This window comes from Pseudomonas sp. LBUM1676, assembly GCF_059695605.1.
This window is the reverse complement of the sequence record NZ_CP166777.1, coordinates 3,326,831-3,352,892: the sequence shown is the minus strand read 5'-3', so window position 1 is coordinate 3,352,892 and position 26,062 is coordinate 3,326,831. Positions and strand designations below refer to the sequence as shown.

The window sequence follows — 26,062 nt, the reverse complement described above, 5'->3', positions numbered from 1 at the left end:
TCCAGTTCCCTGGGTCAGAACTGCGTCGCGTCGAGCAGGTACAGCGACGCGCTGCCGGCCCGGACCGACGCTGCCAATGAATGAACCCGTGGCAGCAGCCGAGCAAAGTAGAAACGTGCGGTACCCAGTTTGCTGGCGTAGAAGTCGTCCTGGGTTTCCTTGTCCCTGGCGGCCTGGGCCATCAGCGCCCACATGTAGGCGTAGGCGGTGTAACCGAAGGCATGCAGATATTCGACCGATGCCGCGCCGATCTCGTTTGGGTCGGATTTGCAGCGGTCCAGCACCCAGGCGGTCAATTCGTCGAGGTTGCCCAGGGCTGCATCGAGCGGTTGGGTGAACTCCGCGAGATCCTCACTGGCCGTTGCGGTGAAGTGCCGGATCTCGTCAGCAAACAGGTTGTAGAACGTGCCGCCACTGCCGACGATCTTGCGTCCAACGAGGTCCAAGGCCTGAATGCCGTTGGTGCCCTCGTAGATCTGAGTGATCCGCACATCACGCACCAGTTGTTCCTGGCCCCACTCGCGAATGTAGCCGTGGCCGCCAAACACTTGCTGGCCATGGAGGGTTGACTCAAGGCCCAGGTCGGTCAGGAACGCTTTGGCCACCGGCGTCAACAACGCCACCAGTGCCTCGGCGCGTTTACGCGTAGTCGGGTCGTCACTGAACTTCGCGGTGTCCAGTTGCATGGCCACGTAGGTGGAGAAGGCGCGGCCGCCTTCGTTGCAGGCCTTCATGGTCAGCAACATGCGGCGAACGTCGGGATGTACGATGATCGGGTCTGCGACCTTGTCGGTGGCTTGCGGGCCGCTCGGCGAACGGCTTTGCAAGCGATCACGGGCGTAGGCCAGCGCATTTTGATAAGAGCGCTCGGCCGTGGCCAGACCCTGAATGCCGACGCCCAAGCGCTCGTAGTTCATCATGGTAAACATCGCCGCCAGGCCCTTGTTCGGCGCATCGACGATCCAGCCCGTGGCACCGTCGAAATTCATCACGCAGGTGGCCGACGCCTTGATCCCCATCTTGTGTTCTATCGAACCGCAGGACAGCGCGTTCTTCTGGCCAAGGCTGCCATCGGCGTTGACCATGACCTTGGGCACCAGGAACAACGAGATGCCTTTAGGGCCCGCGGGCGCGTCCGGCAGCCTGGCCAGGACCAGGTGGATGATGTTCTCGGTCAGGTCGTGCTCGCCGCCGGTGATGAAGATCTTGGTGCCGCTGACCTTGTAGGACCCGTCAGCCTGAGGCTCAGCCCTGGTACGAATGATCCCCAGGTCGGTGCCGGCGTGCGGCTCGGTCAGGCACATGGAACCGGTCCAGACGCCGGCATACAGGTTGGGCAGGTAGGTCGCTTTCAGCGTTTCGCTGGCATGAGCATTGATGGCCAGGCAGGCGCCAGCGGTGAGCATCGGATACAGGCCGAAGGACAGGTTGGCCCCGTTGACCATTTCCTCGACCTGGGCGCCGATCACCTTGGGCATGCCCATGCCACCGTACGCCGGGTCACCGCCCACGCCAACCCAGCCGCCCTCGGCAAAAGCACGGTAGGCGTGCGCAAAGCCGTCTGGCGTAGTGACCTCGCCGTCGCTCCAGGAACAGCCCTGCTCGTCACCACTGCGATTGAGCGGTGCGATCAGTTCTGCGGCGATCTTGCCGGCTTCTTCGAGAACGGCATTGGCCGTGTCTTCGTCCACCACCTCGGCCAGGGCCGGCATGGCGGCCCACAACCGGGAGACGTGGAAAACTTCGTTGAGTACGAACCGAATGTCGCGCAGGGGGGCTTTGTAATCAGACATGTTTGAAATACTCAGGCAAATGTCAGGGCATTGAACATGCCCTGGTCAATGGAAGTGCCACCGTTAAGGATGGGCGCCAAGAAGCTGCGCCGTGCGCTCGGTGGACTTTGATGGAACCGGGGTGATATTGCGCAGCAGGAAAAAGGACAGCGCCGGTATCAGTATCAGTGCGCCGAGCATGTTCCACAGGAACATGAAGGTCAGCAGGATGCCCATGTCGGCCTGGAACTTGATCGGCGACCAGGCCCAGCTCACCACGCCTGCCGCCAGGGTGATACCGACCAGACCCACCACCCGGCCGGTGAAGGACACCGCGTTGCGGTAGGCTTGTGCCAATGGCATGCCCTGGCGCTGGTATTGCAGCTGCACGCTGAGCAAGTACAGCGCGTAGTCCACGCCGATCCCGACCCCCAGTGCGATCACCGGCAGCGTCGCCACTTTTACACCGATGCCCATGACCACCATCAACGCCTCGCAGAGGATCGAGGTCAGTACCAGCGGCAGCAACGCCACCAGCGTGGCACGCCAGCTGCGGAAGGTAATCAGACAGAACAGCGTCACCGCCGCGTAAACGTAAAGCAGCATGGTGTGGTTGGCTTCACGCACCACGATGTTGGTCGCCGCTTCAATGCCGGCGGTGCCGGCGGCCAGCAGAAACTGTCGGTCTTCGGTGCTGTGTTCCTTGGCGAATTTGTCGGCGATGGCGACCACGGCGTCCAGGGTCTGGGCCTTGTGGTCCTTGAGGAAGGCGATCACCGGCATCACCGAGCAGTCGGTATTGAACAGTTCCGGCGCATTGACCGAGGCCTGCTGCGCGGCATAGTTCAGTACGTTCTGGTTGCGCTGGATGCTGTTGAGCTTGGGGTTGCCCTCGAACGAGCCGGCGGTGATCTGGCGGACCGCGTTGACCAGCGATGAAGTCGCTTGCACGCCCGGGTATTGCTGCAGCTCCCAGGCCAGGCGGTCGGCCAGAATCAGCGTCTGATAGTTCAGGCAGCCTTCGGGCGGCGTCTTGATCATGACCGCGAACAGGTCACTGGACAGCGCATAGTGGCTGGTAATGTAGGCGTTATCGCGGTTGTAACGCGAGTCGGCGCGCAACTCGGGGGCACCACTGTCGAGGTCGCCAATCTGCAGCCGCTGGCTGACCATGAAGCCGGCGATGCCCAACACCACGGCGCCCAGCACGATGCCCGTGGCCCACTTGCGCGTGGTGAAGCGGTCGAGCAGATCCCAGAGTTTACCGAACCCCCGACTCTGCGCCGCCCGGGTGTCGATCTTCAGCGCCCGCTCGGCGGCTTTGGCACCGACGCCGATGTAGGACAGTGCCACCGGCATCAGCAACAGCGAGGTGAAAATCAGCACCGCCACGCCGATGCTGGCGGTGATGGCCAGGTCCTGGATCACCGGAATATCGATTAGCATCAACACCGCAAAACCGACCGCATCGGCCAGCAACGCGGTCACGCCAGCAATGAACAATCGGCGGAAGGTGTACCGCGCCGCCACCAGTTTATGGGTGCCACGGGCAATGTCCTGCATGATGCCGTTCATCTTCTGCGCCGCATGGGACACACCGATGGCGAAGATCAGGAACGGCACCAGTACCGAATAGGGATCGATGGCATAACCCAGCCAGGCCACAATCCCCAGCTGCCAGACCACCGCGGTCAGTGAGCAGAAGATCACCAGCAGCGTACTGCGCAGGCAGCGGGTGTAGAGGTAAATGATGACGAACGAGGTGACTACGGCCAGGCCGAAGAACATCATCACCTGGATCAGGCCGTCGATCAGATCGCCAATCAGCTTGGCAAAACCAATCACCCGGACCTTGTATTTGCCCTCGCCCTCCTCCCCGGCCTTGCGAGCCTGGTGGTCGCCGGCAAACTCGATCCTGTCGCGCAGTCGCTCTTCGAGCATCTGCGCGAATGCATGGTAATTGATGCCTTGACCGGTGGCCGAGGCCTTGTCCAGCAGCGGCACGATCAACATGCTCGACTTGAAATCGCTGGCCACCAGGCTGCCGACGATGCCGGCGCGGTTGATGTTCTGGCGCAACTGGTCGATGTCTTCGGGTGAGCCGTGGTACGCATCGGGCATCACCGGGCCACCCTGGAAGCCTTCCTCGGTGACTTCGTTCCAGCGCACCGCCGGGCTCCACAATGACTTCATCCAGGCACGGTCGACGCCTTCGGTGAGGAACAGGTCGTCGTTGACCTGTTTGAGCACGGCCAGGTACTCGGGGTCGAAAATATCGCCCTGGGTGTTCTCCACCACCACCCGCACCGAGCTGCCCAGGCCACGCAGGGATTTGCGGTTTTCCAGGAAGTTCTGGATGTAGGGCTGGCTCTGCGGAATCATCTTCTCGAAGCTGGGGCGCAGTTCCAGGCGAGTGACCGCCATGTAGCCCAGCACCACCGTGACCAACGCCATGACCAACATGAACAGCGGACGCTGGTTGAACACCCAGCGTTCCAGCCGGTTGCCGGAGTGCCGATCGAAGTCGCGCACGTGGCGGATCACCGGCATGGTGTCTTGCTTGAGGTTGCCCATGTCAGGGTACTCGCTCTGATTGATTCAGTTCTTATTTGACGTGAAGTGCGCGTGCACCACGGCTGCCGACCAGTACCAGGCTGCCGTCGGGTGCCTTGATGGCGCCGGCTGCCGGGGCCACATTCTGCTGAGGCAGCAATGTCAGTCGCGTGTCATCTGCTTGGGCCAGCATTTGTCCTGTCTGGCTGAACAGCAGGTAACGACCCTGGGCGTCCACCGTGGCAGCCGAGATACTGACCTGCAGCCCGGTGCTGAGCGGGGCCCAGCTGGAACCTGCATCGATGCTGCGAAACACATGCCCGCGCAGACCGTAGACCAGCACTTCGCCAGGCTTGCCAATGACGCCGAAAAAGCTGCCTTGATAAGGCGACTCCAGCGCCACGAAACGCTGTCGTGTGTCGTCCCACTTGAGCAGCAGCCCCTGTTCGCCAACGATGTAGAGCGCATCCCCCGTCGAGGCGATGGCATTGAGGTGCAAGCCTTGCGGGTTGTCGGTGCGGTCCTGGAACGGTGTCCAGTGTCGGCCGCCATCGTCGGTGCGCAGAATCAGGTTGAACGCACCGACCACATAACCGGTTTTTTCATTGGCGAACCAAACGTCGAGCAGCGGTTTGTCGGCGCCCTCCTCGATCATCCGCTGACCATCGGCGGTGAGTTTTGCCCATTGTTCATTGCCCGGTTCGGCACGGGCCAATGCACCGTAATGCTCCACCAGCAAGGCACCGATCTGGCGCCCGTCCAGTTGTTTGCTCCAGGTCGCGCCGGCATCGTTGCTGTGCAAGATCACGCCGTCGTTGCCCACCGCCCAACCCTGGGTGGCTGACGGAAAATTCACGGCATTGAGGTCGGCACTAACCGGTACGGCGGCCTGCTGCCAGTCCCTGGCGCAATCTTCGCAATAGACAATGTGGCCACGCTGTCCGACGGCGACCAGTCGCTCACCCGCACGGGCCACGCCCAGCAAAGGGCTGCGCACAGCCAGGGCGCTGGTCCTGGCCGGCATGTCCAGCACGTCGACGTAGCCGGCCGCCTGGGTCAGGCCCTGCAACACAGCCAGCGTGATGCCCAGCGACCACTGCAGGTACTTCTTGTACGAACACATACGGCGTCCTCTTGAAGAAACTGCGCCGGGCGCACCTCATGTGCCCCCGGCGTTGAAACCCGGCGCTTAGCGAATGCCGGCGCCCGCCAGGGACTCCGGCGACCACTGCGCCTTGGACAGCGAATCGATGTAGCGGATGCCGCCGTAAGGGCCCACCACACCGTTGATGTTGTAGGAACCGCCGACCAGGTCGTAGATCATGAAAGGCGTGGAGTCCGGTACCTGCTTGTCGTAGCTCTGGCTGAGGAAGGCGAAAGAACCACGATAGAGCTGTCCGCGTGCGTCGTACTGGTCTGAGGCCAAGGCGGCCCAGCTGTCTTCATCGAGGTAGAAGCGGCGCTTCTGATAAACGTGACGTGCGCCTGCCTTGAGGTTGCCCTCCACCACCCACACCCGGTGTTTTTCCCAACGCACGAAATCCGGCGCCAGGTGGTTGGCGGTGGTCAGGCTTTTCGGGTCCAGGGCGTAGGTCAGCTTGTAGGTGTTGTACGGCACGATCATTTCCTGCTTGCCGACCAGCTTCCAGTCGTAGCGATCCAGGGCGCCGTTGAACACGAACACATCGTCGTAGGTGCCCGCGCCGGCGGTGCCTGGGTTAGGCGTGTCGTAGGCCAGGTTCGGTGCCAGCTTGACGCGACGCTGACCGGGCAGGTACTGCCAGGCACGGCGCGGCTGCTGCAGGGGGTTGGCGGCATCCTTGAGCATGATCGACTCGCCGGCACGGCGCGCGGGGCCCGTGTAATACAGCTTCATCTGGTAGTACACGTCGGCGCTGCTGATCGGCTGCGCCATGTTCTCGTAGATCGGGTAGGTGATGAACGCCTGCCCGGTGGTGGCCAGGCTCGGCACACCGGCGGAGTCGACGTTCCATGAATCGTACTTGGAGTTGATATTGACGCCCTGGTAACGCAGCAGGAAGTTCCACATCGCTTCGCTGCCCGATTGCGGAATCGGAAACGGCACGCCGGGCAATACGTTGTCGATGGCCAGGCCGCCTTCAAGGGACTTGGCGCCGGTGGCGTTCTTCACACTGTTGTCCAGCACCGCCTGCGGCAAGGCAACGGTGCGATGGGTCGGGTAGACATCGATGCGATAGCTGGGGAAACGCTTGGCCAGCTCTACCGTGGTGGCACTGAGCATGCCCTTGTACTGTTCGACGTTTTTACCGTCGATCACCAGCAGCGGTTTTTCGTTGGCAAAAGGGTCCGGGCGCATGCTGTCGCCAGGCTTGAAACTGGCGGGCGCGGTGGTCAACCCACCGGCATAGGCAGGAATGGAGCCATCGGCGCTGGCGGCCTTTTCGGCGCCCACCAGGGTCAGGCTGCTGCCCAGCCTGGCCGCGTCCTGAGTCGATACGGCGGCCTGGGCATGAGCGGCGATGGCCATGGCCAGGGAAGCGGCCAGCAGAGTTTGCACAAATTTCATGTAGTCATACTCCTGCTTAGTAACTAAGCATTGAATGAATCAGAAGGTGGTTTTCAGCGTCAGGTACAGCGCGCCACGGTCTTCGGTGGTCGCGCCGCCACCCGAGAAGGCTGAATAGCCACCGGCGTAGCACGCATGGTTTTCGTTACCGCTGAAGGCGTTCGGCGTGGAGCCGTCGCCACTGGCGGCGTTGGCGGCACCGGTGCTGTTGCCGCTGACATCGCACTTGTCGGCCTTGCCGAAAGAGTCCACGTACTTGAGGTCGACGAAGTACTTGTTGTAGATGGCCGCACCGACACCAAACGCATAGTTGCCGGTGTCTTTCGCACCACCGCCGGACACCGGTGAAACGCCATCGAGGCCGACGTTGACGGACATCGGCAGGCTCATGTCGACGCCGGGCAATACCTGGTACCAGGTCGGGGTGAAGTTGACCGCGATGCCCCAGTTGTCACGGGTCGGCGCATCGATGCCGCGGTAAGTGCTCTTGCCCTTGTACAGCGCCTCATTCTCGCTATCGAGCTTGAGCAGGTTGCTGTAATACAGCTCGGCGAGCAGCACCGCCGAGTCGAACACTGGCGTCTTGGACAGGGTCATCAGGCCGTTGATGGTCCAGTGCAGCGTGTCGCCGGTAGCGCTCATGCTGTCGCCATCGTGCGGGGTGTCGTAGATGACGCCGGTGGCGGCCGTGCGTGGCGGCAACAGGCCAAGGCCTTGACCAAGCCCCAGGGGACTGGTGGTGCTGACGATCGCCGGGATACTGGCCAACGGCATGTTGTGACGGATGTTCAAGTCACTGCCGACGCTTATACCGCCAATGTCCTTGGACAGGCTGATGCCGAAGATATCGATCTTGTCGGAATAGGCCAGTTGATAGGTGGCGCTGCTCAACGAGTTCAGCGTGTTCACTACCGCCGGCACTTGACCTGCCGGGGGGGTGCCGTTGGCATTGGCCGAGCTCAGCCCTCTGGCGTCGAGCCAGGCCTGAGGCAAAATGTCGGACGTCTGGCGATAGTAGAAGCCGAGCGTGCCATCGAGCCAGGCCGGCGACCATTTGGCCATGACCCCCCAATCGCCATGATTGTCCGGCTCCAGATCATTGCCGCGACGCACGTTGGTCAGTGCATCGCAGGGTGCCAGGCCACAACCCAACGGGCTTCCTGGGACCACGGAGTTGGTGTTGCCCAGCAAGAACGACTGCGCACCGAAACCCACCAGATCGGAACCGCCATAATAGGTACCCGCTTCAGGCAGGCGTGCGGCATCCCAATCCAGGAAATACTGGGCGCCCACGGTCAACTCGGGATTGATGGTGAAAGACATCGACACCTGATTGCGCGGAACGAACAGCTCCTTGGCCTCGGTACCGGGCGACGCCGCCAGCTTGGCCAGGTCCAGGCCGGATTGGCCAAAGCTGATCGAATGCACCGGGTTGAGGATGGTTTCACCCCAGAACACGTTGTGTTGCCCGGCCTTGATGCTGAACAGTGATTCTTCGCCCACTTCGGTGCTGTAGAACACGAAGGCATCCAGGATTTCGCCGGAAGGCCCGGTGTAATAGCGCTGGGCGTAGTTGCTCAGATGTGGGCTGCCATAGCCGACATTGTCGCGAGTCACGGGTGCAAGGCGTGGGTCGTTGGCGACCAGGCCCGAGGTGGCGCCATTGCCGTTGACGAACGGGTTGGAATTGGAGCCGGTGTTTTCGTAGGCCTTGTCGTACCAACTGGCGGCACTGACGCGAAAGCCCATGTGGTCCTTGTAGACCACATCCATCTCGGTCAACAAGTCGACACGGTTGGTGATATTGGTCCCGGCCTTGCGGAAGTTACAGTCGCCGTCGTTGTTGTTCGGCGTCCCCAGCATGCGCTTGTCGGCACTTTCGGTGCGCACACCGTAGTTGTACTTCACGGTGTTATCAAAACGCACGGCCCAGTCAGGGTTGCCGGTATTGAGCTCGACGGCGTGGGCGACCGGCATGGACGCCGCCAGGATGGCCAGCGCCAGCAGACTGTGACGCGACGGCAGTGTGTGGCCGTGACTCTTATTGTTATGCATTGCGTTGTCTCCGCCATGTTGTACTTGTTTTTAAGCGCAGCTTCCCTTGCACAGGCCCTGGTCAAAGGGCCTGCGTTTTTGCACGGGTTGGAGCAATTGCCGGGCAGGTGGCGACCCGTCAGGTGCCTGAGTGGCGATCCAGTTTCAGAATGAGCGCTTCGGCTTGCGGCCAGTGGCCAAAGCCCGAAGCAGGGTTGAGGTGGCCGACTTCGCCGAGGTTGACCAGTTCGCTGTCCCAGTCGCGGGCCATACGCGTGACGGCCGCGAGACTGGCCAGGTGATCATTGGTGCTGGCCGCTACGATACTGCGAAATGGCAGCGCACCCTTGGGCAGAGGGGCCCAGCCGTTGGCGCTCATGGCGTGCGGGCTCGGATAGCCTTGCGGCCAGTCGGCATCGAGGTCAGGCGGCGCGGCCAGCAGCGCACCCTTGATCGGGCCGCTGTGCCGGGCGGCCCAGTGCGCGACCATCAGCACCCCGGCGCTATGGGCAACGAGAATCACCGGTCCGTCGATCTGCTCCAGTTCGTTCTGGATGGCGCGGACACGGGCGGCGCAGTCGAGCTTGTCGGTTTCAAGGGGAGGCACGCAGCGTACGTTGCTCAACCTGGCTTCAAGCAACGTTTGCAAATGCTCGGCAACGTGCTCGCGCAGGCCCGGAACGATCAAAACGGTTGCGGCAGTTTGCAGTTTGTCCACTTCAACACCTTCGCTTCACGGTGGCTCGACTGGCTGTTTTGCCAGAATCTTTTTGTAGAGCCGACATTAAAGAGCCCCCACCCACTGCGCTTTTCATTTGACGACAGCGACTTTTCTTTTCATGACAGTCGGACTGGCGCTGACAGGTTCTGTCGACGAAGCTGTACAGGTGGCTTCAAAAACTTTTCATTTCATGATGTGCTGGCTATAGTCCGCCCCGCTCATGTCCATCGCGATGCCCAGGAAAGACCTCTGCATGACTAAGCTCGTTCGCGCCGCCGTCTTGACCAACTACCTGGAAGTGGCCCACTACCAGGGGCTCAATCCGCACGATTTGCTGGCGCAAGTCGGCCTGAGCAAGGCCCGGCTGCAGGCCCCGGAGCAACAAATTGCGATCGATGCAGCGGTGCGACTGCTGGAAAATTCGGCGAACGCCAGCGGTTGTCAGACCTTTGGCCTGAGCATGGCCGAGTCGCGTCAACTCTCGGATTTTGGTGTCGTCAGCCTGCTGCTCACCCATCAGCGAACGCTGCGTGATGCGTTGCAGGTGCTGGTGCATTACCGCCATCTGATGAACGATTCATTGGCTATCTTCGTCGAGGAAGAGGGCCGGATGGTGATCATTCGCGAAGAGGTGGTCACCGAGTCCCCCATGCCTTGCCGGCAAGCCAATGAACTGGCAATCGGTGTGATGTTCCGGCTATGTGCCGCCCTGCTCGGCGCGCACTGGCACCCGTACAGCGTCAACTTCACGCACCAGCCCCCGGACAATCTGCAACTGCATCGTCGCCTGTTCGGCTGCAAGCTGGAGTTTGGCAGCGAGTTCAATGGCATTGTCTGCCCCGATGCCAGCCTCGACCTGGCCAACCCCCATGCCGACCCTGCCATGGCACGTTACGCCCAACGCTACCTCGACTCGCTGCAGAGCCACGACGGGCCATCGACGCTGTTTGAAGTGCGCAAGGCCATCTACCTGCTGCTGCCAATGGGGCGTGCGACCATCGAGCAGATAGCCCAGACCCAGGGCATGAATGTGCGAACCCTGCAACGTCGCCTGAAAGACGATGGCTGCGCCTTCAACGACCTGATCAACGACGTGCGCCGCGACCTGGTGCTGCGCTACCTGGAGAACCCGAATTACTCGTTGGGCCGAATCGCCGACATGTTGGGTTACTCCATGGCGAGTTCCTTCACCCGCTGGTTCATCACGCAATTCGGCATGCCACCGGCCACCTGGCGCAGCACGCAAAAGCCCGGCAGCGCAAAAGCGTCGACGGACACCCCCTCCTCCGGCTCCACCAAACCCTGATCAAAAAAAACGGCGACTGCTGGTACAGTCGCCGCAAAAGAACCGGTGCTTTTGACGCCGGTCGAGTGCCGCACTGCGTCGGAGTAAACGCAATGCGGCGGCTGTTCGCGTAAAGGTGTTGCCAGCGGCCGGGCTTACATCCCCCAGCGCAGCAACAACACCACCAGCACGACAAGGAATACGGTTTCCCCCACCATCAACAGAATGGGTTTGATGCCCACCGCCGCCAGCTCCTTGAGTTGGGTTTTCATGCCCAGGGCACTGATGGAAACCACCAGGCACCAGCGTGATAATTCATTGACAGAACCCTGCACCACCGGGGCGATCCATCCGGTGCTGTTGATACATGCCAGCAACAGAAAACCGACAGCGAACCACGGCAAGAGCGGCGGCCGTTTGCCGGTGGGGTCGGCTCCTTGCAGGCGCGTGATCATGGCGGCGCAGACGATCACCGGCAGCAGCATCGCGACACGCATCAGCTTGACCACCGTCGCCGTGTCACCGGTCTCGGTGGACATGCTGTAACCGGCGCCGACGACCTGGGCGACATCGTGGATGGTCGCCCCCAGGAACACCCCGGCCACCTGCGGCGACAACGACAGCCAGTTGGCAATCATCGGGTACAGGATCATCGCCAGGGTCGAGAGCGCCGACACCCCGATCACGGTAAACAAGGTGGCGCGCTCTTTCTGCGGATGGTTGGGCAACGCCGCTGCCAGCGCCAACGCCGCCGACGCACCACAGATCGCGGTGGCCCCGCCGGTGAGCATGCCGAACAGACGCTGGAAACCCAAGGCCTTGGCCGCGACCACCGAGACGCCGATGGTCACCACCACCACAATCACCACCAAAGCCACCGGTTTCCAACCCAGCGCCGCCATCTGTTCCAGGGTGATGCGCATGCCCAGCAGGGCTACGCCAATGCGCAGCACGGTACGCGCGGTGAATTCGATACCGGCCTTGCAGGTGCCTTCACCGGAGAGAAAGTTCAGCGCCATGCCCAGTAGCAGCGCGAACAGCATCACCGGCGCGCCGTAGTGCTCGGACAGAAAAGACGCGGCTGCCGCCACGATCAGGCTGACGATAAAACCCGGCGCCAACTCACGGGTGCGGCTGTGAATACGGGTCAGAGCAATGGCGCTCATGGCGTGGACTCCTCAGAGACGATGACGATAAATGCCTGGCCGTCGACGACCTCGACCGGGTAGTTGGCGACCTTGAGTGTGTTTGAGTTGAGCAGGTAGCCGCTGACCAGATCGAAGCGCAGGCCATGGGCGCAGCATTGAATCACCCGCCCGTCGAGGCGTCCGCCGCACAGCGAGGCACCCTGGTGCGGGCAACTGTCGTCGATGGCATACACGTGCCCTTGCACATTGAATAACGCAATGCTTTTTCCATCGAATTCGAACAGCGCACGGCCTCCGGCCTGTGGGAGTTTTCCGGCAGGCACAGGTACACGCGAGTTCATGACGGCTGCCGCTCGCCGGTACTTTCGAGCAAGACCTCGAGCATGGCGCCAAGCAACGATTCGGCAGGATGCGCACCCACCACCGTCAGTTGACGGTCGAACTGAAACCAGGGCACGCCGCCGGTAGCCCCGGGGCTGCCGATGAAGGGACGGCCGTCGCCGTACAGGCAGTCAGCCACGCTGCCCTCGTCGAAGCCGCTGGACCGGGCAATGGCAATCAACGTGTCACGGTTACCCAAGTCCTCGCGGTGGTGGAAGTACGCGGCGAACAGCCGTTCGAGCAAGGCGTCACGCTGCAGGGAGTTGCCCAGCACGCTGACTCGCTCCAGCAGACGATGGGCATCAGCGGTATTGGGCATGGTTGCGATGCGGCTCATGTCGATGGACTCTCCCACCGCCAGGGCGGCCTGTTGCACCTGAGCCTGGCGCATGCGCACTGAGTCGGCATCGCCCAGACGCTTACGATAAAAGTCGGCGAATGGCTCACCCCGTGCCGGCAGCTGTGGCAGCAGTTGCACCCCGTGCCACACCGTGGTGATCCGCACCTGCGGTTGCTGGATGCGCAGCAGGTCCAGGGCACGCTCCAGTTGGCGTTTGCCGATCAGGCACCAGGGGCAGATAAAATCGAAAAACACGTCAACACGTAAACGACTACTCACAACTTCACCTCTAACGCTGCTCCGCTGACAGGGTCGGCCACGCGCAGGCCCTTCAGTCGGGCAATATCTTTGTGGTAATGGCGCTTGGCATAAAAAAACACGGCCGCGGCCGCAATGCTGATCAGTGGCACCAGTTGAAACGCCGCATGCAGGCCGATGAGGTCCGATACCTTGCCCGTGATGAACGGCCCCGGCGCCAGCCCCAGCATGTTGTTGGCCAGGGTCAGTGTGGCGAACGCCGTGCCGTGGACCGAGTAATGGGTCAGGTTGGCAACCATGGCCCCGGCTGGACCTGTGGTACCTGCGGCAATCAGCATGCCCAGACAGATCACCCCCAGTTGCGCGGGCCCGGCCGGCAAGGCGAACGCCAGTGACAGCAGCACGCAGCTGCCCAGGCAGTAAGCAATCGCCAGCGCGACCTTACGCTCCGGGCAGTGGCGACACAGACGGTCACTGAGCATGCCGCACAGGATCATTCCCGCCCCGCTGCACAGCACGATGAGCGCCGCCATGCCCCCGGCTTTGTCCGTGCCCATTTCGTAGTAGCGATTCAGGTAACTGGGCATCCACACAATCACCGTGCCGCCAACGAACAGTTGCAAGCCGCTACCGACATAAGTTGCGATCACCGAGCGGCTGGAAAACAGCGTGCGCAACGGTTGCTTGACCTTGGCCAAGGCCTTGTTCGCCGCCTGTTGCGGCGCGATGCGCGCCTCCTTGACGATGATCGGGTAAAGCATTGCCAGCAGCAGACCAAACATCGCCATGCCGGCAAACGACCAGCGCCAACCGAGCTTGGCAGCGATTGCACCGCCCAGGGCCATGCCCAATACCGATCCGAACATGCCACCCGCCATAAACGCACTGGCCAGCGTTGCGCGCATATGTTTTGGAAAGACCGAAATCACCACCGCGATGCCGACGCTGCCATAAGCGGCCTCGCCGACGCCCACCATGAAGCGGGCAATAAACATCTGCTGGTAGTCCTGCGCCAAAGCGCAACCAAGGGTTGCCAGACTCCACAGCAGTGCCATCAGCGCCAGGCTTTTTACCCGACCGAAGCGATCAGCCATCAGCCATCAGCCATCAGCGACAGCGGAAAGGTCAGCAGGCCGACCATCAAGGCAACGATGCCACTGAGCAGGCCGAGCTGGCCGTCGCTCAGTGCCCACTCGCCCTTGAGCATCGGGAACACGGCGTTCAGCACCTGCCGCGACATGTAGTCGGAAATCAACAGCCCGAACGTCAGGGCGAAGACAATCCAGGCGTATTTACGCGCGACAGTGACAGTACCGTCGTCATCGTCTGCGGCAATTGAGTGATAGGCCATGCAGCCTCCTCGAAACGTTGTTTTTATTGTTATCGAGCTAAATGCATGCAGCGAGCGGGACGCCATCGACCTCCCGCCTTCGCCGCCGGTCAGCCGCGTTGCGGCACACCTTTTTGTCCAGCCTTGCGGTTGGGGGCCATGCCGTTGGCCAACAGGGTTTCTTCGATGCTCTGGTACTGCACACCGATGCGGTAGATCTCACGGGCTTCTTTGCCGGTGGCGATCTCGCGACCCAGTTCATGGGCGATGCGCACAGTCTGCTTGATCTGCGCAACTGAGCCGAAACGATCGCCCTTGTGATCAATGATAGTGTCTTCATTGCCCACACGCGGGTGCATACCCATGGCCATCGACATGGTGTTGAACGGCATGACGTTCTTGAGCAGCGACTCGGAGGTCAGGGTGCAACCGTCTGGCGCGCGGTGGATGAAGTTGAAGAAGTTGAACGGATTGGGGCCATCGAAACCGCCGCCGATACCGATCCAGGTCAGGTTCAACGGGCCCTTGTAGACGCCCTTGCGCACCAGACGCTCAAGGGTTTCCATCGCGTGCATGCCGGTCAGCTGGAAGTGCGGCTGGATGCCGTTGTCCATCAGACGCTTGAGGTGCTCAGCGACCCAGGCCGGGCCTGCCGGCACGGTCATCTCGCTGTACGCTGCCTGAAAAAGGGGGTTGGCCAGCGACGTACCTTCCAGGTATTGCGGATACAGCAGTTCCATGATGTTCATCTGGGTGGTGTTGATGGCCACCGTGACCTGATCGGGTTTTGGCGTCAGCTCGGCCAGCATGTGACGGGTATCATCGGACAACCACTTGGCCGCTTCGCCATCGGTTTCCGGCGCGAAGGAAATCGAGCCCCCGACCTGAATGATCATGTCCGGCACGGCTTCACGCACACCGGCGATCAACTCGTTGAACTTGGACAGGCGCTTGGAGCCCTTGCCATCCAGCTCGCGTACATGCAGGTGCAAGACCGTCGCACCGGCTTCGTAGCAATCGACCGCCTTCTGCACCTGCTCATCCATGGTCAGCGGGATGTCTTCGGGAACATCTTCCGGCATCCATTCCGGACCGTACGGCGCCACGGTGATGACCACCTTTTCCATGTTTTCGGGGTGCAGGGAATCGTCGAAAAATTGCATGGGTTACTCCTGTTCTTATGGTTTTGCGGCCAGCCGGGATCGTGCCCGGTCGACGCAGTTACGAGTGCGAATGCAGAGGCGGTCGATCAGTACGTCTTGTCGCCGATGATCCCGGCACGCTCCATCTTGCGATGGCACGGCGGGTAATCCATGACGGCGTAGTGCTGGGTGCTGCGGTTGTCCCAGATGGCAACGCTGTTGGGCTGCCAGCGCCAGCGCACTTGATACTCGGGGATGTACGCCTGGCTGATCAGGTAGCGCAACAGCTCGCTCGCGCCGGGGTTGGCGTCCTGGCCGAAGCGCACCCGCTCGGGGGTGTGGTAGTTGCTGAAGTGGGTGGTGAAGGCATTGACGAACAACACCTTTTCCCCGGTTTCCGGGTGGGTACGCACCACCGGGTGCTCGGCATCCGGGTACATGGCCTTGAGTGCCAGACGCTTTTCCATCGACATGGCCGCGCCGAAACTGGCCTCGATGCTGTGCCGGGCGCGCAGGTCGGCGATCTTCAACTTCACGTCATCGGGCAGATTTTCGTAGGCCTGGACCATGTTCGCCCACATGGTGTCGCCGCCCACGGGAGGACACTCCACGCAACGCAACACGCAGCCCATCGGTGGTGCCTCGCGCCAGGTGGCATCGGTGTGCCAGGCGTTTTCGTAGCGGTCCATCGGCTGGTCCGGCTTTTTGTAGATGCGCACCAGGCCGGGGTGATCCGGGTCACTGCCCGCCACCGGGTGATCCTCCAGCTCGCCGAAGCGACGGGCGAAAGCCACGTGCTCGGCACGACTGAGATCCTGGTCGCGCAGGAACACCACTCGATGCTTGAGCAACTGGGCACGAATCTCGGCAAAAAGACCGTCGTCATGGATCGCGTCGGCGAGGTTCACGCCGATCAGTTGCGCGCCGATGTGGCAGGTCAATTGTTCGACTTTCATGGCAAGTGACTCCCTTAAATGACGAAAATCGACGAGCCGGTGGTCTTGCGCGATTCAAGGTCGCGATGGGCCTGCACGGCATCTTGCAAGGCATAGTGCTGGTTGATCTCGATCTTGATTCGACCACTGCCGACGTGGTCGAACAATTCGCCGGCCAGGGCGGCTTTTTCCGCAGGATCGGCGATGTAGTCGGCCAGGGCCGGACGAGTCAGAAACAACGAGCCCTTCATGGCCAGCAGGACCGGATCGAACGCCGGGATCGGGCCGGATGCGGTCCCCACGCAAACCATCAGGCCGCGACGTTTGAGCGAATCCAGCGAGCCCATGAAGGTGTTCTTGCCGACGCTGTCGAACACCACGTTGACGCCGACCCCGTCAGTCAGCTCGCGAACCCGCTTGGCAACGTCTTCGTGGCTGTAGTTGATGACATGGTCGCAGCCGTGAGCCCGGGCGATTTCGCCTTTCGCCTCGGTGGACACGGTACCGATGACCGTCAAGCCGAGCAGCTTGGCCCACTGCGAAACGATCAGACCGACTCCGCCGGCGGCCGCATGCAGCAAAATACTGTCGCCGACCTTGAAATCATAAATGCGCCGCATCAGGTAGGACGACGTCAGGCCACGCATCGTCATGGCTGCGGCGGCCTCGAAACTGATGGTTTCAGGAAGCTTGATCAGCGGTGCGGCCGAAATCAGGCGTTCGGTACTGTAGGCGCCCAAGGTGTTGAGAAAACCGGTGTAGGTGACGCGATCACCGATCTGTACGTTGCTCACCCCCTCGCCGACTGCCTGGACCACACCGGAGGCCTCGACGCCCATGCCGTTAGGCATCGGGATCGGATAAGTACCATTGCGAAAGTAGGTGTCGGCATAGTTCAGACCGACGGCCACGTGACGAAGACGAACCTGGCCGGGACCTGGTTCGCCGACTTCGACCTCTTCATAACGAAGAACGTCGGGACCACCGGTTTCGTAGAAGCGTACGGCATTGGCCATGTTTTCTTATTCTCCAATCTGCAATGTTGGCGTGCTGCGTCGAATTGCGTTGATTGGACTGTAGGTCGCAGAGTGCCTGATCGCTTCTCATCAGACGACAATGACTTTTCATTTCATGACAACTAGCCCTGTCTGATTAACTTTAGAAAGGCACCGTCAACTTCACCCGGTAGGCATTCCCCTCCGCCCGGTTACGCACCTCGGTCTCCTGCTCCCATTTGGCCGTCAGGAACCAGCCCCTGTCGCTGGTGTATTTCACCGAAGGACCGAACGCAATCGCCCTGCCCTTGTTGTCTTTGACTCGATCACCATTCTGGCGGTCGTCCGTGGTCTGTTGGAGCACGTAACCGCCCACGCCCAGCACCCAGCCATTGCCCAGCCCCCATCCGACGGCGTAATCGATGTGCAATTCCTGCCCGGAACGGTAGTCGGTGGCTTTATTGCGCAGGTTGAAGTCGTACATGGTTTTGGCGTCGATGTTGAGCCCGTTCGGGTCGATGTACGACACCGCCAATACCGGCTCGATCACCCAGTAATTGCGGCCGATGTTGGCCAGGTCGCCGCGATCGTATTCGCCGCTGGGGGCGATGAAATCCAGGGCCAGGATGCTGTGCAGTTTTTCGCTGTGATGAAAGCCCAATGCAGGGCCGAAGATGATGTCGCCCAGGCCCTGCTTGCTCTGCGACTGGCCGTTGACCTCAACCTTGAGGTCCACCAGCGGCACGAGGGCATGGAACGCCAGGCTGGCGCCGAACACCTGCTGTTCGGTGACCCAGATCAGCCGGGGCGCGATGGAGTCGGCCCGCACCCGGAAGTCCACCGGCACTTTGTCGCCGCGATTGTCGCGCAGGGAATCGGCCTCGTAGTGGCCGACAAAAAACTGCGAATACAAACCCGGTGGCGGCATCGCCCCGGACATGTAGTTTTCCGCGCCCATCGGGTAGGACGATCCGCCTCCTTCGGCGGCGTGAACGCCGACACTGGTGGCCGCCAGCAGGCTCAGGCCGGCACGGCACAGATGGGCACACAGGGTTCCTGGTACAGCTTGCATAGTCGATGACCTTTTGTTGTTTTTATAGTCAGCCGCCACCCTGCTGACCGTCGGGGGTCAGCAGCGTCCGGCATTTATCTACGGTGAATCCGGAGCCGGTCGGGCTCAGATCCGTTTGAACAGCGCCGACCGCGTGCTCTCGTTGGCACCGTCGGCGGCGCTGTAGAAGCGCTCCATGAAGATGTCGCGCTCGAACAGCCGCCCTTGCATCAGGCACGTAATGGCCGAGTCGATCATCACCGGCGGCCCGCACAGGTAAGCCTTGCGACTGCTGAAGCGACCGTCGAAATGGTGCTTCGCCGCGTCATGCACGTAGCCTTTGAATCCCGTCCATTGCGCGTCGTCCTGCGCCTGACTGAGCGCAGGTACGTAGGTGAAGTTGGCAAACTCGCGGGCCAGCTCTTCAAATAGCGCGTGGTTGTAGAGTTCAGCGCGATTGCGTGCACCTTGGAACAGCACAATCTGCCGGGTATCGCCGGTTTCCAAGAGGTCGAGAATCATCGACTGAGGGCTGGACAATCCAGAGCCACCGGCAATGAAAATCAAGTCGCCGCCTTGCGACGTACGCACGAAAAACTGGCCGTAAGGTCCGGAAAGCTGCACCGCATCACCGACGTTAAGTTCATCGTGGATCAGGGTCGTAGCCAGTCCGCCGTCGACGCGACGTACATGCAGTTCAACTTCATCTGCCTGCCGCGGGGTATTGGCGAGAGAGAACGCCCGCGTCCCTTCAATCCCCGGCAATTGCAGGTTGATGTACTGGCCTGCCTGGAACGCCATCGGCCGATCAAGTTTCAAATGCACGCCTTTGATGGTGGGCGACAGGTCCACCAACTTGGTGACGGTGGCTTGATAGTCCTCGACGGGATGCCCGAGGAAGTCCGGGTCGGCGTCGATGTCCGCCTCGATCACCATGTCGCTTTGCGGAATCGCACAGCAGGCCAGGACCTTGCCTTCATCGCGCTCGATGTCCATCAGCGCGAATGACGACGCCGCGCCCAGGTCCGCCTCGCCTTCGAGCACCTGAACCTTGCAGGTGGCACAGGTACCGTGGCCACAGGCAAACGGCAGCCAGACGCCTTGGCGCAACGCCGCCTGAAGGATGGTCTGGCCCTCCTCCACTTCGATCTGTTCGCCCGTGGGTTCGATGGTTACTTGATAGCTCATCACCGGTTCCTCAGTTGAAAGTGCCGGCAATGCCGTGCAAGCCCGGGGTATGCAGATGCAGCAGGCTTTTGTGGTCGATGCCGTTGGCGATCAGGCTCGCTCCGTGGTCCGGGGTGAACGGCTGATCGTTGAGACGCCACAGCGCCTGGCTGAAATCGACGCGTGGCGCATCCGGGTGTTGCGCGATCGAAGGCTTGACCACCTGCTCGATGAATTCAGCGAATGGCATGGCCGGTGGCAGCGGCAAGGTAAACGGGGCGCAGAACATCAGGTGTTTTTCCCAGCACAGGTACACCAGTTGCAGGCCATTGAACTTGTCCTGGCTATCCAGGGGTTGGGCGTCATAGGGGCCGATGGCAATGACAGGCATGGTCTTGTCCTTATTCTTGTCAGGTAGAGGGAAGCGGACCCGGTCCGCTTCGTGGTGCGGCGTCGGGCTTCAACCGGTCTTGAGCAGGTCCGGGTCGACGGGGGCGGCCGGCGTGCTGTTGCGATCGTTGGGATGCCAATCCTGCCAGCGCCGGTGCTCGGTGGAGCCCAGGTATTCGAAGTTGTCCTGGCCGGGATTGATGTTGTAGTAGTCGCGAACGATCGACTCGACATCCGCCCCACCGCAATTGCCCTGCAGGATCTGATGCACCGGCAGCCAGGCCTGGATGTACTTCACCGGCTCGTACTGGAAAATGTCGCAGCAGCCCTGGGAGCAGAAGTGATAACGCTCACCCTCGTGCTCGGCACTGCGATGGCTGAGCGTCGTTGGGTCATCGGGCTCGCTGAAGGCCAGCGGGACCTGGCAGATCTGGCAGAGCATCGGCAGGGTCGGGTTGTAGAACCGCTCGCCCTTCTCTTGCAGCGCACGCCAGTGTTCGAAGCGAGGGCGATATATCTTGTCGAAGGTGTCCGGGTATTTGGCCGACAGCCAATCGAGCTCCTCGTCAGTGGGCATCCAGGTGTGGAAGTTGGTGGCCTGGCTGTACTGATAGAAGATCGACCACGCCTGGTGGCTGATGTGGTCCTTGCCGATGTTGGCTTCTTCGACATGCTTGGGCGGACGGATGCCGTAACGTTCAAGGTCCTTGAACAGCGCGCCGCCGGCTTCTTCAAAGTACACGCCCCAGGCTTCGGACCAGGACATGACTTTGTTGGGCAGCATGTAGTCCATCATCATGCCCACCAGGGTCAGCAGGCGGTAACCACGCCAGAACCACTTGTCGATCCAGCGCTGGATGATGGGTACGTTGTCTTCGTGCTGTTCGAGCAGGAACTTGATCACTTCAAGGCCCAGGGTCATGTGCCGGGCTTCATCGGACTGCGCGGAGAAGCCGAAGGTGACCGTGGCCATGTCGCCGTTGAACGCGGCTCCGGACATGAACGGCACGAACAGCAGGTTGGTCAGCACGTACTCGAACGAAAACGAAATCGCCGTGAGGAACTCGAACGGGCCAGCGGTGCGTGCATCCTCGAAGAATGACTTGGGCACCGAGAGGAACCACACGCGGTCGTGCATGTGGGCGAAATCATGCAGGCCGTTGAAGTGCTTGTTGTAGTGACTCATGGCGTGGATCTGGGTCTGCACATGACGCAGTTCGTCGATGGCCTGCATCTGGCAGGCAATCCGCGCACCGGCACCGCTGAATTGCCGACCGACCCGGGCGAAGCCTTGATACGCCTGGTACTCCAGCGGCGTCACCCCCGACAGGAACAGTTTCAACGCGTTGACGTAACGGGCGTCGGACAGCGTGGTATGGCCGTTGTTCTGCGAGAACGCATCGAAGATCGCGTAGAGCTTTTTCTCTTTCTCGGCCTGGTATTTCCAGTAGGTGTCCATGGTCAGGCGGAACGGGTCTTCCCACTTGTCCCAGTCGGTGATCTTGATCCCTTCGAAACGTTCGTGCGGGTAGATGTCCTCATGGGTCTGGTAGCTCGGCTCCCAGTCCAGGTCACGGGTCATGCAGCGGTATTTCTCTTTGGCATTAAGGCGTTTTTTCACGGCCATGATGGCTCTCCGAATTCTTGTAATCTTGCAAATGCTGACGGCTGGCTGAGGGCGCTCAGCTGTTCCAGTGCAGGGAAAAACTGTCGTCTTCTTCCTCGACGTTGCCGCCCAGGGTGATCACGTACATCAGCATTTCCTGGATATCCCACGGGCTGCCGGTGATCTGCTCCACGGTGTCGCGGCGGATATCCAGGCGCCCCGGGGCCTCGATGCGAATCATCGAAGGCTGGTGCTGGACCACGGCGTGCGGGTTGTCCTGCGCGATGGCCTCGACGATCGAGCGCGCGTAATCGGTGTCTTGCAGGTTGATGTAAACCAGGGACGTCATGGCTTCACCCCCGTCAGGCCGACTTTCTTCAGGCGCGCGGCGAACTCGCTGCAGACCGCATCCAGCGCCGACGCCTCCAGGCCCAGGCCGACCAGTGGCCGCAGCGCGTCGATGGAACGCTGGCTCCAGCGATCGACCCAGCTCTCCACCAGGGCCTTGTTCCCGGGGCTGGCGTTGATCACTGTCTTGAGCAGCGCATCCACCCAACGCTGGCTTTCGGCGAACCACAGGCGCATGAACTCGGTCAGCATGCCGACCTGGCCGGCGCCATTGGCGCTGAGTTGTTCGTCGAGTTTGTGGAACAGCAGCGGATACACCAGGCCATCGCTGACCACGTTTTGCGCCACGGTCAACTCGAACCAGTCGCGCACCACCAGGGTGTCTTCGACGTAGCGGCGCATCCCCTGCCAGGCCGGGGCATTGAGCCATTGCTGTTTGGCCTGGGCCAGCAGCAGGACATCGCCGTCGTCGAGCATCAGGCCAATGCGCGAGAGGTATTGCGCGATACCCAGTCGATCCATGGCCTGGAACATGTGCATCTGGGTCACGCTGGTGCCGAAGCCATCGGCGGCGATGTTGCTGTTGTTCATGTTCGCCCCCAGCTCGGCGTGCCGCAGCGGCAACAGCAGCGAACCGATCAGCTGGACGTTGTGCGGCGACAGGCTGGCGAGCATGTCGCGTTTTTCGCAGAACGCGTAATCGTGCTCGGCGTTTTCCTGCATCTTCGCCCGGGCCTGGACGTAGGCGCCGTAGTAGTACTGGCGCGGGTCGGTGACCGCGTACCAGTCGGCCATGACCACCGCGGTGCGGGTGGCGTCATTGAGCAGTTTGTCCGGTTGCCACAGCGGCCGGTAATGGAAATTGGTCGCCGCTTCGATGTCGAAACTGGCTTCCTGGTAGCGGCTGGCGACCTTGTCGCCAAACCGGCGACGGGTGTGGCTGAAGGTGTTGCGGATCGTCTCGACGGTTGTCGTCTTGATCTCGACACTCATGGAGTGGACTCCTGTAGTTGTTGTTTTGGGTTTTTGTCAGGCCGCTTATTCAGCGTCGCGGGCTTCGCCGTAGCGCCACTTGCGGGCATCGGCATCGAGGGCGGCGGACATCTGCGCATCCATGTGTTGCACCTGGTTGTTTTCGCAGAACTGCCTGAACGCTTGATGCGGCAGCACCAGCTCGACAAACAGCTCGGGATAACCGATGGCGAAATCGAACTCGACAAAAGCATCGTCTGGCTCGCTACGCACTCGGACGTAGCGCGGCATTTGATCGAAGGTGCTGTCAGGTTGGTTCATGCTCGGGTACTCCCCCTGTTGTCATGGAGGGGTAAGAGCAACAACGGTGCCAGTGCTTGCGCAATGTCAAAAACAAAATTAATAAACGTTATATATCAAATCGTTAAATGATTTTTTTGCATGCATCTTGCCGTTCATGGCGGAAATTGCGCCCGGTGCCGGGATCAACCGATTGATCATTTGGTCAATCTCGATCGGCTCGATTCGAGCAAATGACCCATTGAATCAGGCTGGATTGAAGGGTATGAATTGCATGGGAACCGAGTCATCCCCACAAACAAAAAAGACATAGGGTGCGTTTGCATGACCACGAAATACCGAGCCGCCGAGCACTCCGCAGTGCTCAAGGATCTGACCGATCGCATTCACTTCCTTGGCAGCGAAGGCAAGATCTGGCTTGATGAGCAGCGGATGCTGCTGATGCAGGTTTCGTCGATGGCCTCGTTCCGTCGAGAGCTGCTCGAGATGATTGGCGAAGAGCGTGCAAAGGGGTTTTTCCTGCGCCTGGGTTACCAATCCGGGCTTAAAGATGCCGAATTGGCGCGTAAATTACGGCCCAACGGCAGTGACATCGACATGTTCCTGATCGGGCCGCAGCTGCACTCGCTCAAGGGCATGGTCAAGGTCCGTCCGGTGGTGATGGACATCGATATCGAGGCAGGCACCTTTTACGCCGAAATCGAATGGATCGACTCCTTCGAAGTGGAAAATCACCAGAGTGAACAACTGCACTCCGAGCAGCCGATTTGCTGGATGTTGCTCGGGTACGCGATCAGCTATTCATCATTTTTCATTGGCCGGCAGATCATCTACAAAGAGGTCAGCTGCCGCGGCTGTGGAGACCAGATGTGTCGCATCATCGGCAAGCCCGCTGAGGAGTGGGAGGATGCCGATACGTTCATGCGGTACTTCCAGAGCGATCCGATCATCGATGAATTGCGTACCCTGCAGCTCCAGGTCGAGAACATGAATCAACGCCTGGAGTTGCGTGCCGGTCAGTTTTACGGGATTGGCCGTTCAGCCAGCTATCGCAAGACCTGCGACCTGATCGACAAGGTCGCACCCGGCAAAGCATCGGTGTTGTTGCTGGGCGAGACGGGCGTCGGCAAGGAAGTCATCGCCCGTAGCCTGCATTTGCGCAGTGAACGCGCGGGCGGTCCTTTCATCGCCCTGAACTGCGCGGCCATCGCTCCAGACTTGATCGAAGCCGAGCTTTTCGGGGTGGAAAAAGGCGCGTACACCGGTGCCCAACAATCGCGGATGGGGCGCTTCGAACGGGCCCATGGCGGCACGCTGTTTCTCGATGAGATTATTGAACTCACCCCGCGCGCCCAGGCGAGTTTGCTGCGCGTTCTGCAAGAAGGTGAACTGGAGCGGGTGGGCGATAGCCAGACCCGACGTGTCGATGTGCGCGTGATCGGTGCGACGCACGAAGACCTCGGCCAGGCCGTGAAGGACGGGCGATTCCGAGCCGACCTCTACTATCGTCTGAATGTCTATCCCGTGCGCATTCCGGCACTGCGTGATCGTCGCGAAGACATCCCGCTGTTGATCGAGCATTTTCTGGAAAAACTGCACCTGAGCTACCAGAAAAAAACCCTCGGGCTGTCCGATCGTGCCAGCGAGGCCTGCCTTCGCTACGACTGGCCGGGCAACATTCGCGAGCTGGAAAATCTCATCGAGCGCGGTGTGATCATCACTGACAACAATCAGAGCATTTCGGTGGAAGCCCTCTTCCCGCACCAGTCTGTCGAGGCACTGAGCATCGGCTTGTCGAGCGAAGGCACCCTGATCAGCCAGAAGCTTGCGCCTGAAGACACCTGGGTGGATCGTCTGCTCGATCTGGGGGTGAGTCTGGATGACCTGGAAGAGCAACTGCTGCAGGGCGCCATGGAGCGCGCCAATCAGAATGTCTCCGAGGCTGCCCGCCTGCTTGGCATGACCCGACCGGCGCTGGCCTACCGGTTGAAGAAGCGCCCGGACGGCTCGGGATCACGCTGAGCTTGCGCCCATTTTTTTGCTATTGCGGACAATTGCAAACGGGCGCGCGCCAATGCTTTTTCACGTTCTTGCGCAGCTGCAAACTGGGTAGGTTGCGCATTCACGAAAGCAGGGTTCTGGATGCCTATGAATCCGAATGCAGCTTTAAGGGAAGGCGTCAGTGCGTCCATATGTGAAAGCGGCATGCCCGCGCGCATGTCAGTGCCCCGGGTGGTGATGAACAGCGCTTTTTGTTTCACCAACTGGCCGATGTATTGGCCTGAGTCACCGACTACGTACGTCAGTTCGGCTCGAATGATGTTGTCGATGAACGCTTTGAACACCGAGGGGTAAGAGAAGTTATGCATCGGCATGGCGAAGAGCAGCGCCTCAGCGTCCAGCACACGCTTGCATAAAGCCGTGGATGGCGCCAGGACCTGCTCCATTGCCGGGGTGCGCTGCTCACTGGGCGTGTACGCCGCGATGGTGAAGGACTCGTCGATAGGGGCTGGAGGAGACCGCGTCAAATCCAGATAGTCGATCTCGAGGCTTACATTCTGTTCGCGCAGGCAAGCGATGAAGTGGCGGGCCAACGCCCGGGAATTGGAACGCTCGCGCTTGGGACTCGAATCGACATGAAGTAACTTCATGGATGCACTCCTGGGGTTTTTTTCAGCTCGCCACAATAGTTATTCGACGGCCGATTCGGAACATCCAATTCCCGGTAAAATCGCTATACCATTATCCTTGAAGTGCGCAGCCCGGTAAAAATATTGGTCAGCCTT

Annotated in this window: 22 protein-coding genes and 1 pseudogene; 2 read left to right on the top strand and 21 right to left on the bottom strand. The window is 60.8% G+C overall.

Annotation, left to right across the window (positions count from 1 at the left end; translation table 11 throughout):
• Positions 1–14 precede the first annotated feature (14 nt).
• The 6 genes from ACA041_RS15535 to ACA041_RS15510 all read right to left on the bottom strand — a co-directional run bounded on the left by ACA041_RS15535 (position 15) and on the right by ACA041_RS15510 (position 9,625).
• Positions 15–1,793 carry an acyl-CoA dehydrogenase C-terminal domain-containing protein gene (locus tag ACA041_RS15535; protein ID WP_497441931.1) on the bottom strand — a complete coding sequence of 593 codons (1,779 nt, stop codon included), beginning with the start codon at positions 1,791–1,793 and terminating at the stop codon, positions 15–17.
• A 63-nt stretch (positions 1,794–1,856) separates the two neighbouring features.
• Complete coding sequence (locus ACA041_RS15530; RefSeq protein WP_497441930.1) at positions 1,857–4,346, bottom strand: efflux RND transporter permease subunit; 2,490 nt, start codon at positions 4,344–4,346, stop codon at positions 1,857–1,859.
• Positions 4,347–4,377: 31 nt separating this feature from the next.
• Positions 4,378–5,448, bottom strand: a complete 1,071-nt coding sequence (locus ACA041_RS15525) for a WD40/YVTN/BNR-like repeat-containing protein (RefSeq protein ID WP_497441929.1) — start codon at positions 5,446–5,448, stop codon at positions 4,378–4,380.
• Between the two features lie 66 nt (positions 5,449–5,514).
• The gene (locus ACA041_RS15520) at positions 5,515–6,873 is read right to left on the bottom strand and encodes a DUF1329 domain-containing protein (RefSeq protein ID WP_497441928.1); all 1,359 of its coding nucleotides are present in this window, start codon (positions 6,871–6,873) and stop codon (positions 5,515–5,517) included.
• A 39-nt stretch (positions 6,874–6,912) separates the two neighbouring features.
• Entirely contained in the window at positions 6,913–8,928 is a 2,016-nt protein-coding gene (locus ACA041_RS15515; RefSeq protein WP_497441927.1) for a DUF1302 domain-containing protein, read from the bottom strand.
• 118 nt (positions 8,929–9,046) lie between these two features.
• Entirely contained in the window at positions 9,047–9,625 is a 579-nt protein-coding gene (locus ACA041_RS15510; protein ID WP_497441926.1) for an RBBP9/YdeN family alpha/beta hydrolase, read from the bottom strand.
• Between the two features lie 256 nt (positions 9,626–9,881).
• Here ACA041_RS15510 and ACA041_RS15505 point away from each other — a divergent pair, with 256 nt between their 5' ends.
• Positions 9,882–10,934: an AraC family transcriptional regulator gene (locus ACA041_RS15505; protein ID WP_497441925.1), complete on the top strand. Its 1,053-nt coding sequence runs from the start codon at positions 9,882–9,884 to the stop codon at positions 10,932–10,934.
• Positions 10,935–11,068: 134 nt separating this feature from the next.
• On the opposite strand, the gene ACA041_RS15500 is transcribed toward ACA041_RS15505, so the two are convergent.
• From ACA041_RS15500 to ACA041_RS15435, 14 genes and pseudogenes are all read right to left on the bottom strand, one after another.
• Positions 11,069–12,079, bottom strand: coding sequence for a YeiH family protein (locus tag ACA041_RS15500; RefSeq protein WP_497441924.1), 1,011 nt, complete (start codon positions 12,077–12,079; stop codon positions 11,069–11,071).
• On the bottom strand, positions 12,076–12,402 hold the full coding sequence (locus tag ACA041_RS15495; RefSeq protein ID WP_497441923.1) for a Rieske (2Fe-2S) protein: 327 nt from the start codon (positions 12,400–12,402) through the stop codon (positions 12,076–12,078). The genes ACA041_RS15500 and ACA041_RS15495 overlap by 4 nt, the downstream gene beginning before the upstream one ends.
• Positions 12,399–13,061, bottom strand: coding sequence for a DsbA family oxidoreductase (locus ACA041_RS15490; protein ID WP_497441922.1), 663 nt, complete (start codon positions 13,059–13,061; stop codon positions 12,399–12,401). Before ACA041_RS15490 ends, ACA041_RS15495 begins: the two co-directional genes overlap by 4 nt.
• Positions 13,058–14,391: pseudogene (locus ACA041_RS15485) on the bottom strand (MFS transporter). Before ACA041_RS15485 ends, ACA041_RS15490 begins: the two are co-directional and overlap by 4 nt.
• Before the next feature lie 89 nt (positions 14,392–14,480).
• Entirely contained in the window at positions 14,481–15,533 is a 1,053-nt protein-coding gene (locus tag ACA041_RS15480) for a beta-keto acid cleavage family enzyme (RefSeq protein WP_497441921.1), read from the bottom strand.
• Positions 15,534–15,619: 86 nt separating this feature from the next.
• Positions 15,620–16,468, bottom strand: a complete 849-nt coding sequence (locus tag ACA041_RS15475) for a TauD/TfdA dioxygenase family protein (RefSeq protein WP_497441920.1) — start codon at positions 16,466–16,468, stop codon at positions 15,620–15,622.
• 14 nt (positions 16,469–16,482) lie between these two features.
• The gene (locus ACA041_RS15470) at positions 16,483–17,463 is read right to left on the bottom strand and encodes a quinone oxidoreductase family protein (protein WP_497441919.1); all 981 of its coding nucleotides are present in this window, start codon (positions 17,461–17,463) and stop codon (positions 16,483–16,485) included.
• A 142-nt stretch (positions 17,464–17,605) separates the two neighbouring features.
• Positions 17,606–18,514, bottom strand: a complete 909-nt coding sequence (locus ACA041_RS15465) for a SphA family protein (protein ID WP_497441918.1) — start codon at positions 18,512–18,514, stop codon at positions 17,606–17,608.
• Positions 18,515–18,619: 105 nt separating this feature from the next.
• The gene (locus tag ACA041_RS15460; protein ID WP_497441917.1) at positions 18,620–19,681 is read right to left on the bottom strand and encodes an NADH:ubiquinone reductase (Na(+)-transporting) subunit F; all 1,062 of its coding nucleotides are present in this window, start codon (positions 19,679–19,681) and stop codon (positions 18,620–18,622) included.
• A 10-nt stretch (positions 19,682–19,691) separates the two neighbouring features.
• Positions 19,692–20,051: a phenol hydroxylase subunit P4 gene (locus ACA041_RS15455; protein ID WP_497441916.1), complete on the bottom strand. Its 360-nt coding sequence runs from the start codon at positions 20,049–20,051 to the stop codon at positions 19,692–19,694.
• Positions 20,052–20,120: 69 nt separating this feature from the next.
• Positions 20,121–21,677: an aromatic/alkene/methane monooxygenase hydroxylase/oxygenase subunit alpha gene (locus tag ACA041_RS15450; RefSeq protein ID WP_497441915.1), complete on the bottom strand. Its 1,557-nt coding sequence runs from the start codon at positions 21,675–21,677 to the stop codon at positions 20,121–20,123.
• A 55-nt stretch (positions 21,678–21,732) separates the two neighbouring features.
• Positions 21,733–22,005, bottom strand: a complete 273-nt coding sequence (locus tag ACA041_RS15445; RefSeq protein ID WP_497441914.1) for an MmoB/DmpM family protein — start codon at positions 22,003–22,005, stop codon at positions 21,733–21,735.
• Positions 22,002–22,997, bottom strand: coding sequence for an aromatic/alkene monooxygenase hydroxylase subunit beta (locus tag ACA041_RS15440; protein ID WP_497441913.1), 996 nt, complete (start codon positions 22,995–22,997; stop codon positions 22,002–22,004). The genes ACA041_RS15445 and ACA041_RS15440 overlap by 4 nt, the downstream gene beginning before the upstream one ends.
• Before the next feature lie 45 nt (positions 22,998–23,042).
• The gene (locus tag ACA041_RS15435) at positions 23,043–23,297 is read right to left on the bottom strand and encodes a phenol hydroxylase subunit (protein WP_497441912.1); all 255 of its coding nucleotides are present in this window, start codon (positions 23,295–23,297) and stop codon (positions 23,043–23,045) included.
• Between the two features lie 303 nt (positions 23,298–23,600).
• Here ACA041_RS15435 and ACA041_RS15430 point away from each other — a divergent pair, with 303 nt between their 5' ends.
• Complete coding sequence (locus ACA041_RS15430) at positions 23,601–25,298, top strand: sigma 54-interacting transcriptional regulator (protein WP_497441911.1); 1,698 nt, start codon at positions 23,601–23,603, stop codon at positions 25,296–25,298.
• Here ACA041_RS15430 and ACA041_RS15425 read toward each other — a convergent pair.
• On the bottom strand, positions 25,256–25,927 hold the full coding sequence (locus ACA041_RS15425) for an FMN-dependent NADH-azoreductase (RefSeq protein WP_497441910.1): 672 nt from the start codon (positions 25,925–25,927) through the stop codon (positions 25,256–25,258). The genes ACA041_RS15430 and ACA041_RS15425 overlap by 43 nt on opposite strands.
• Between the last annotated feature and the right edge of the window lie 135 nt (positions 25,928–26,062).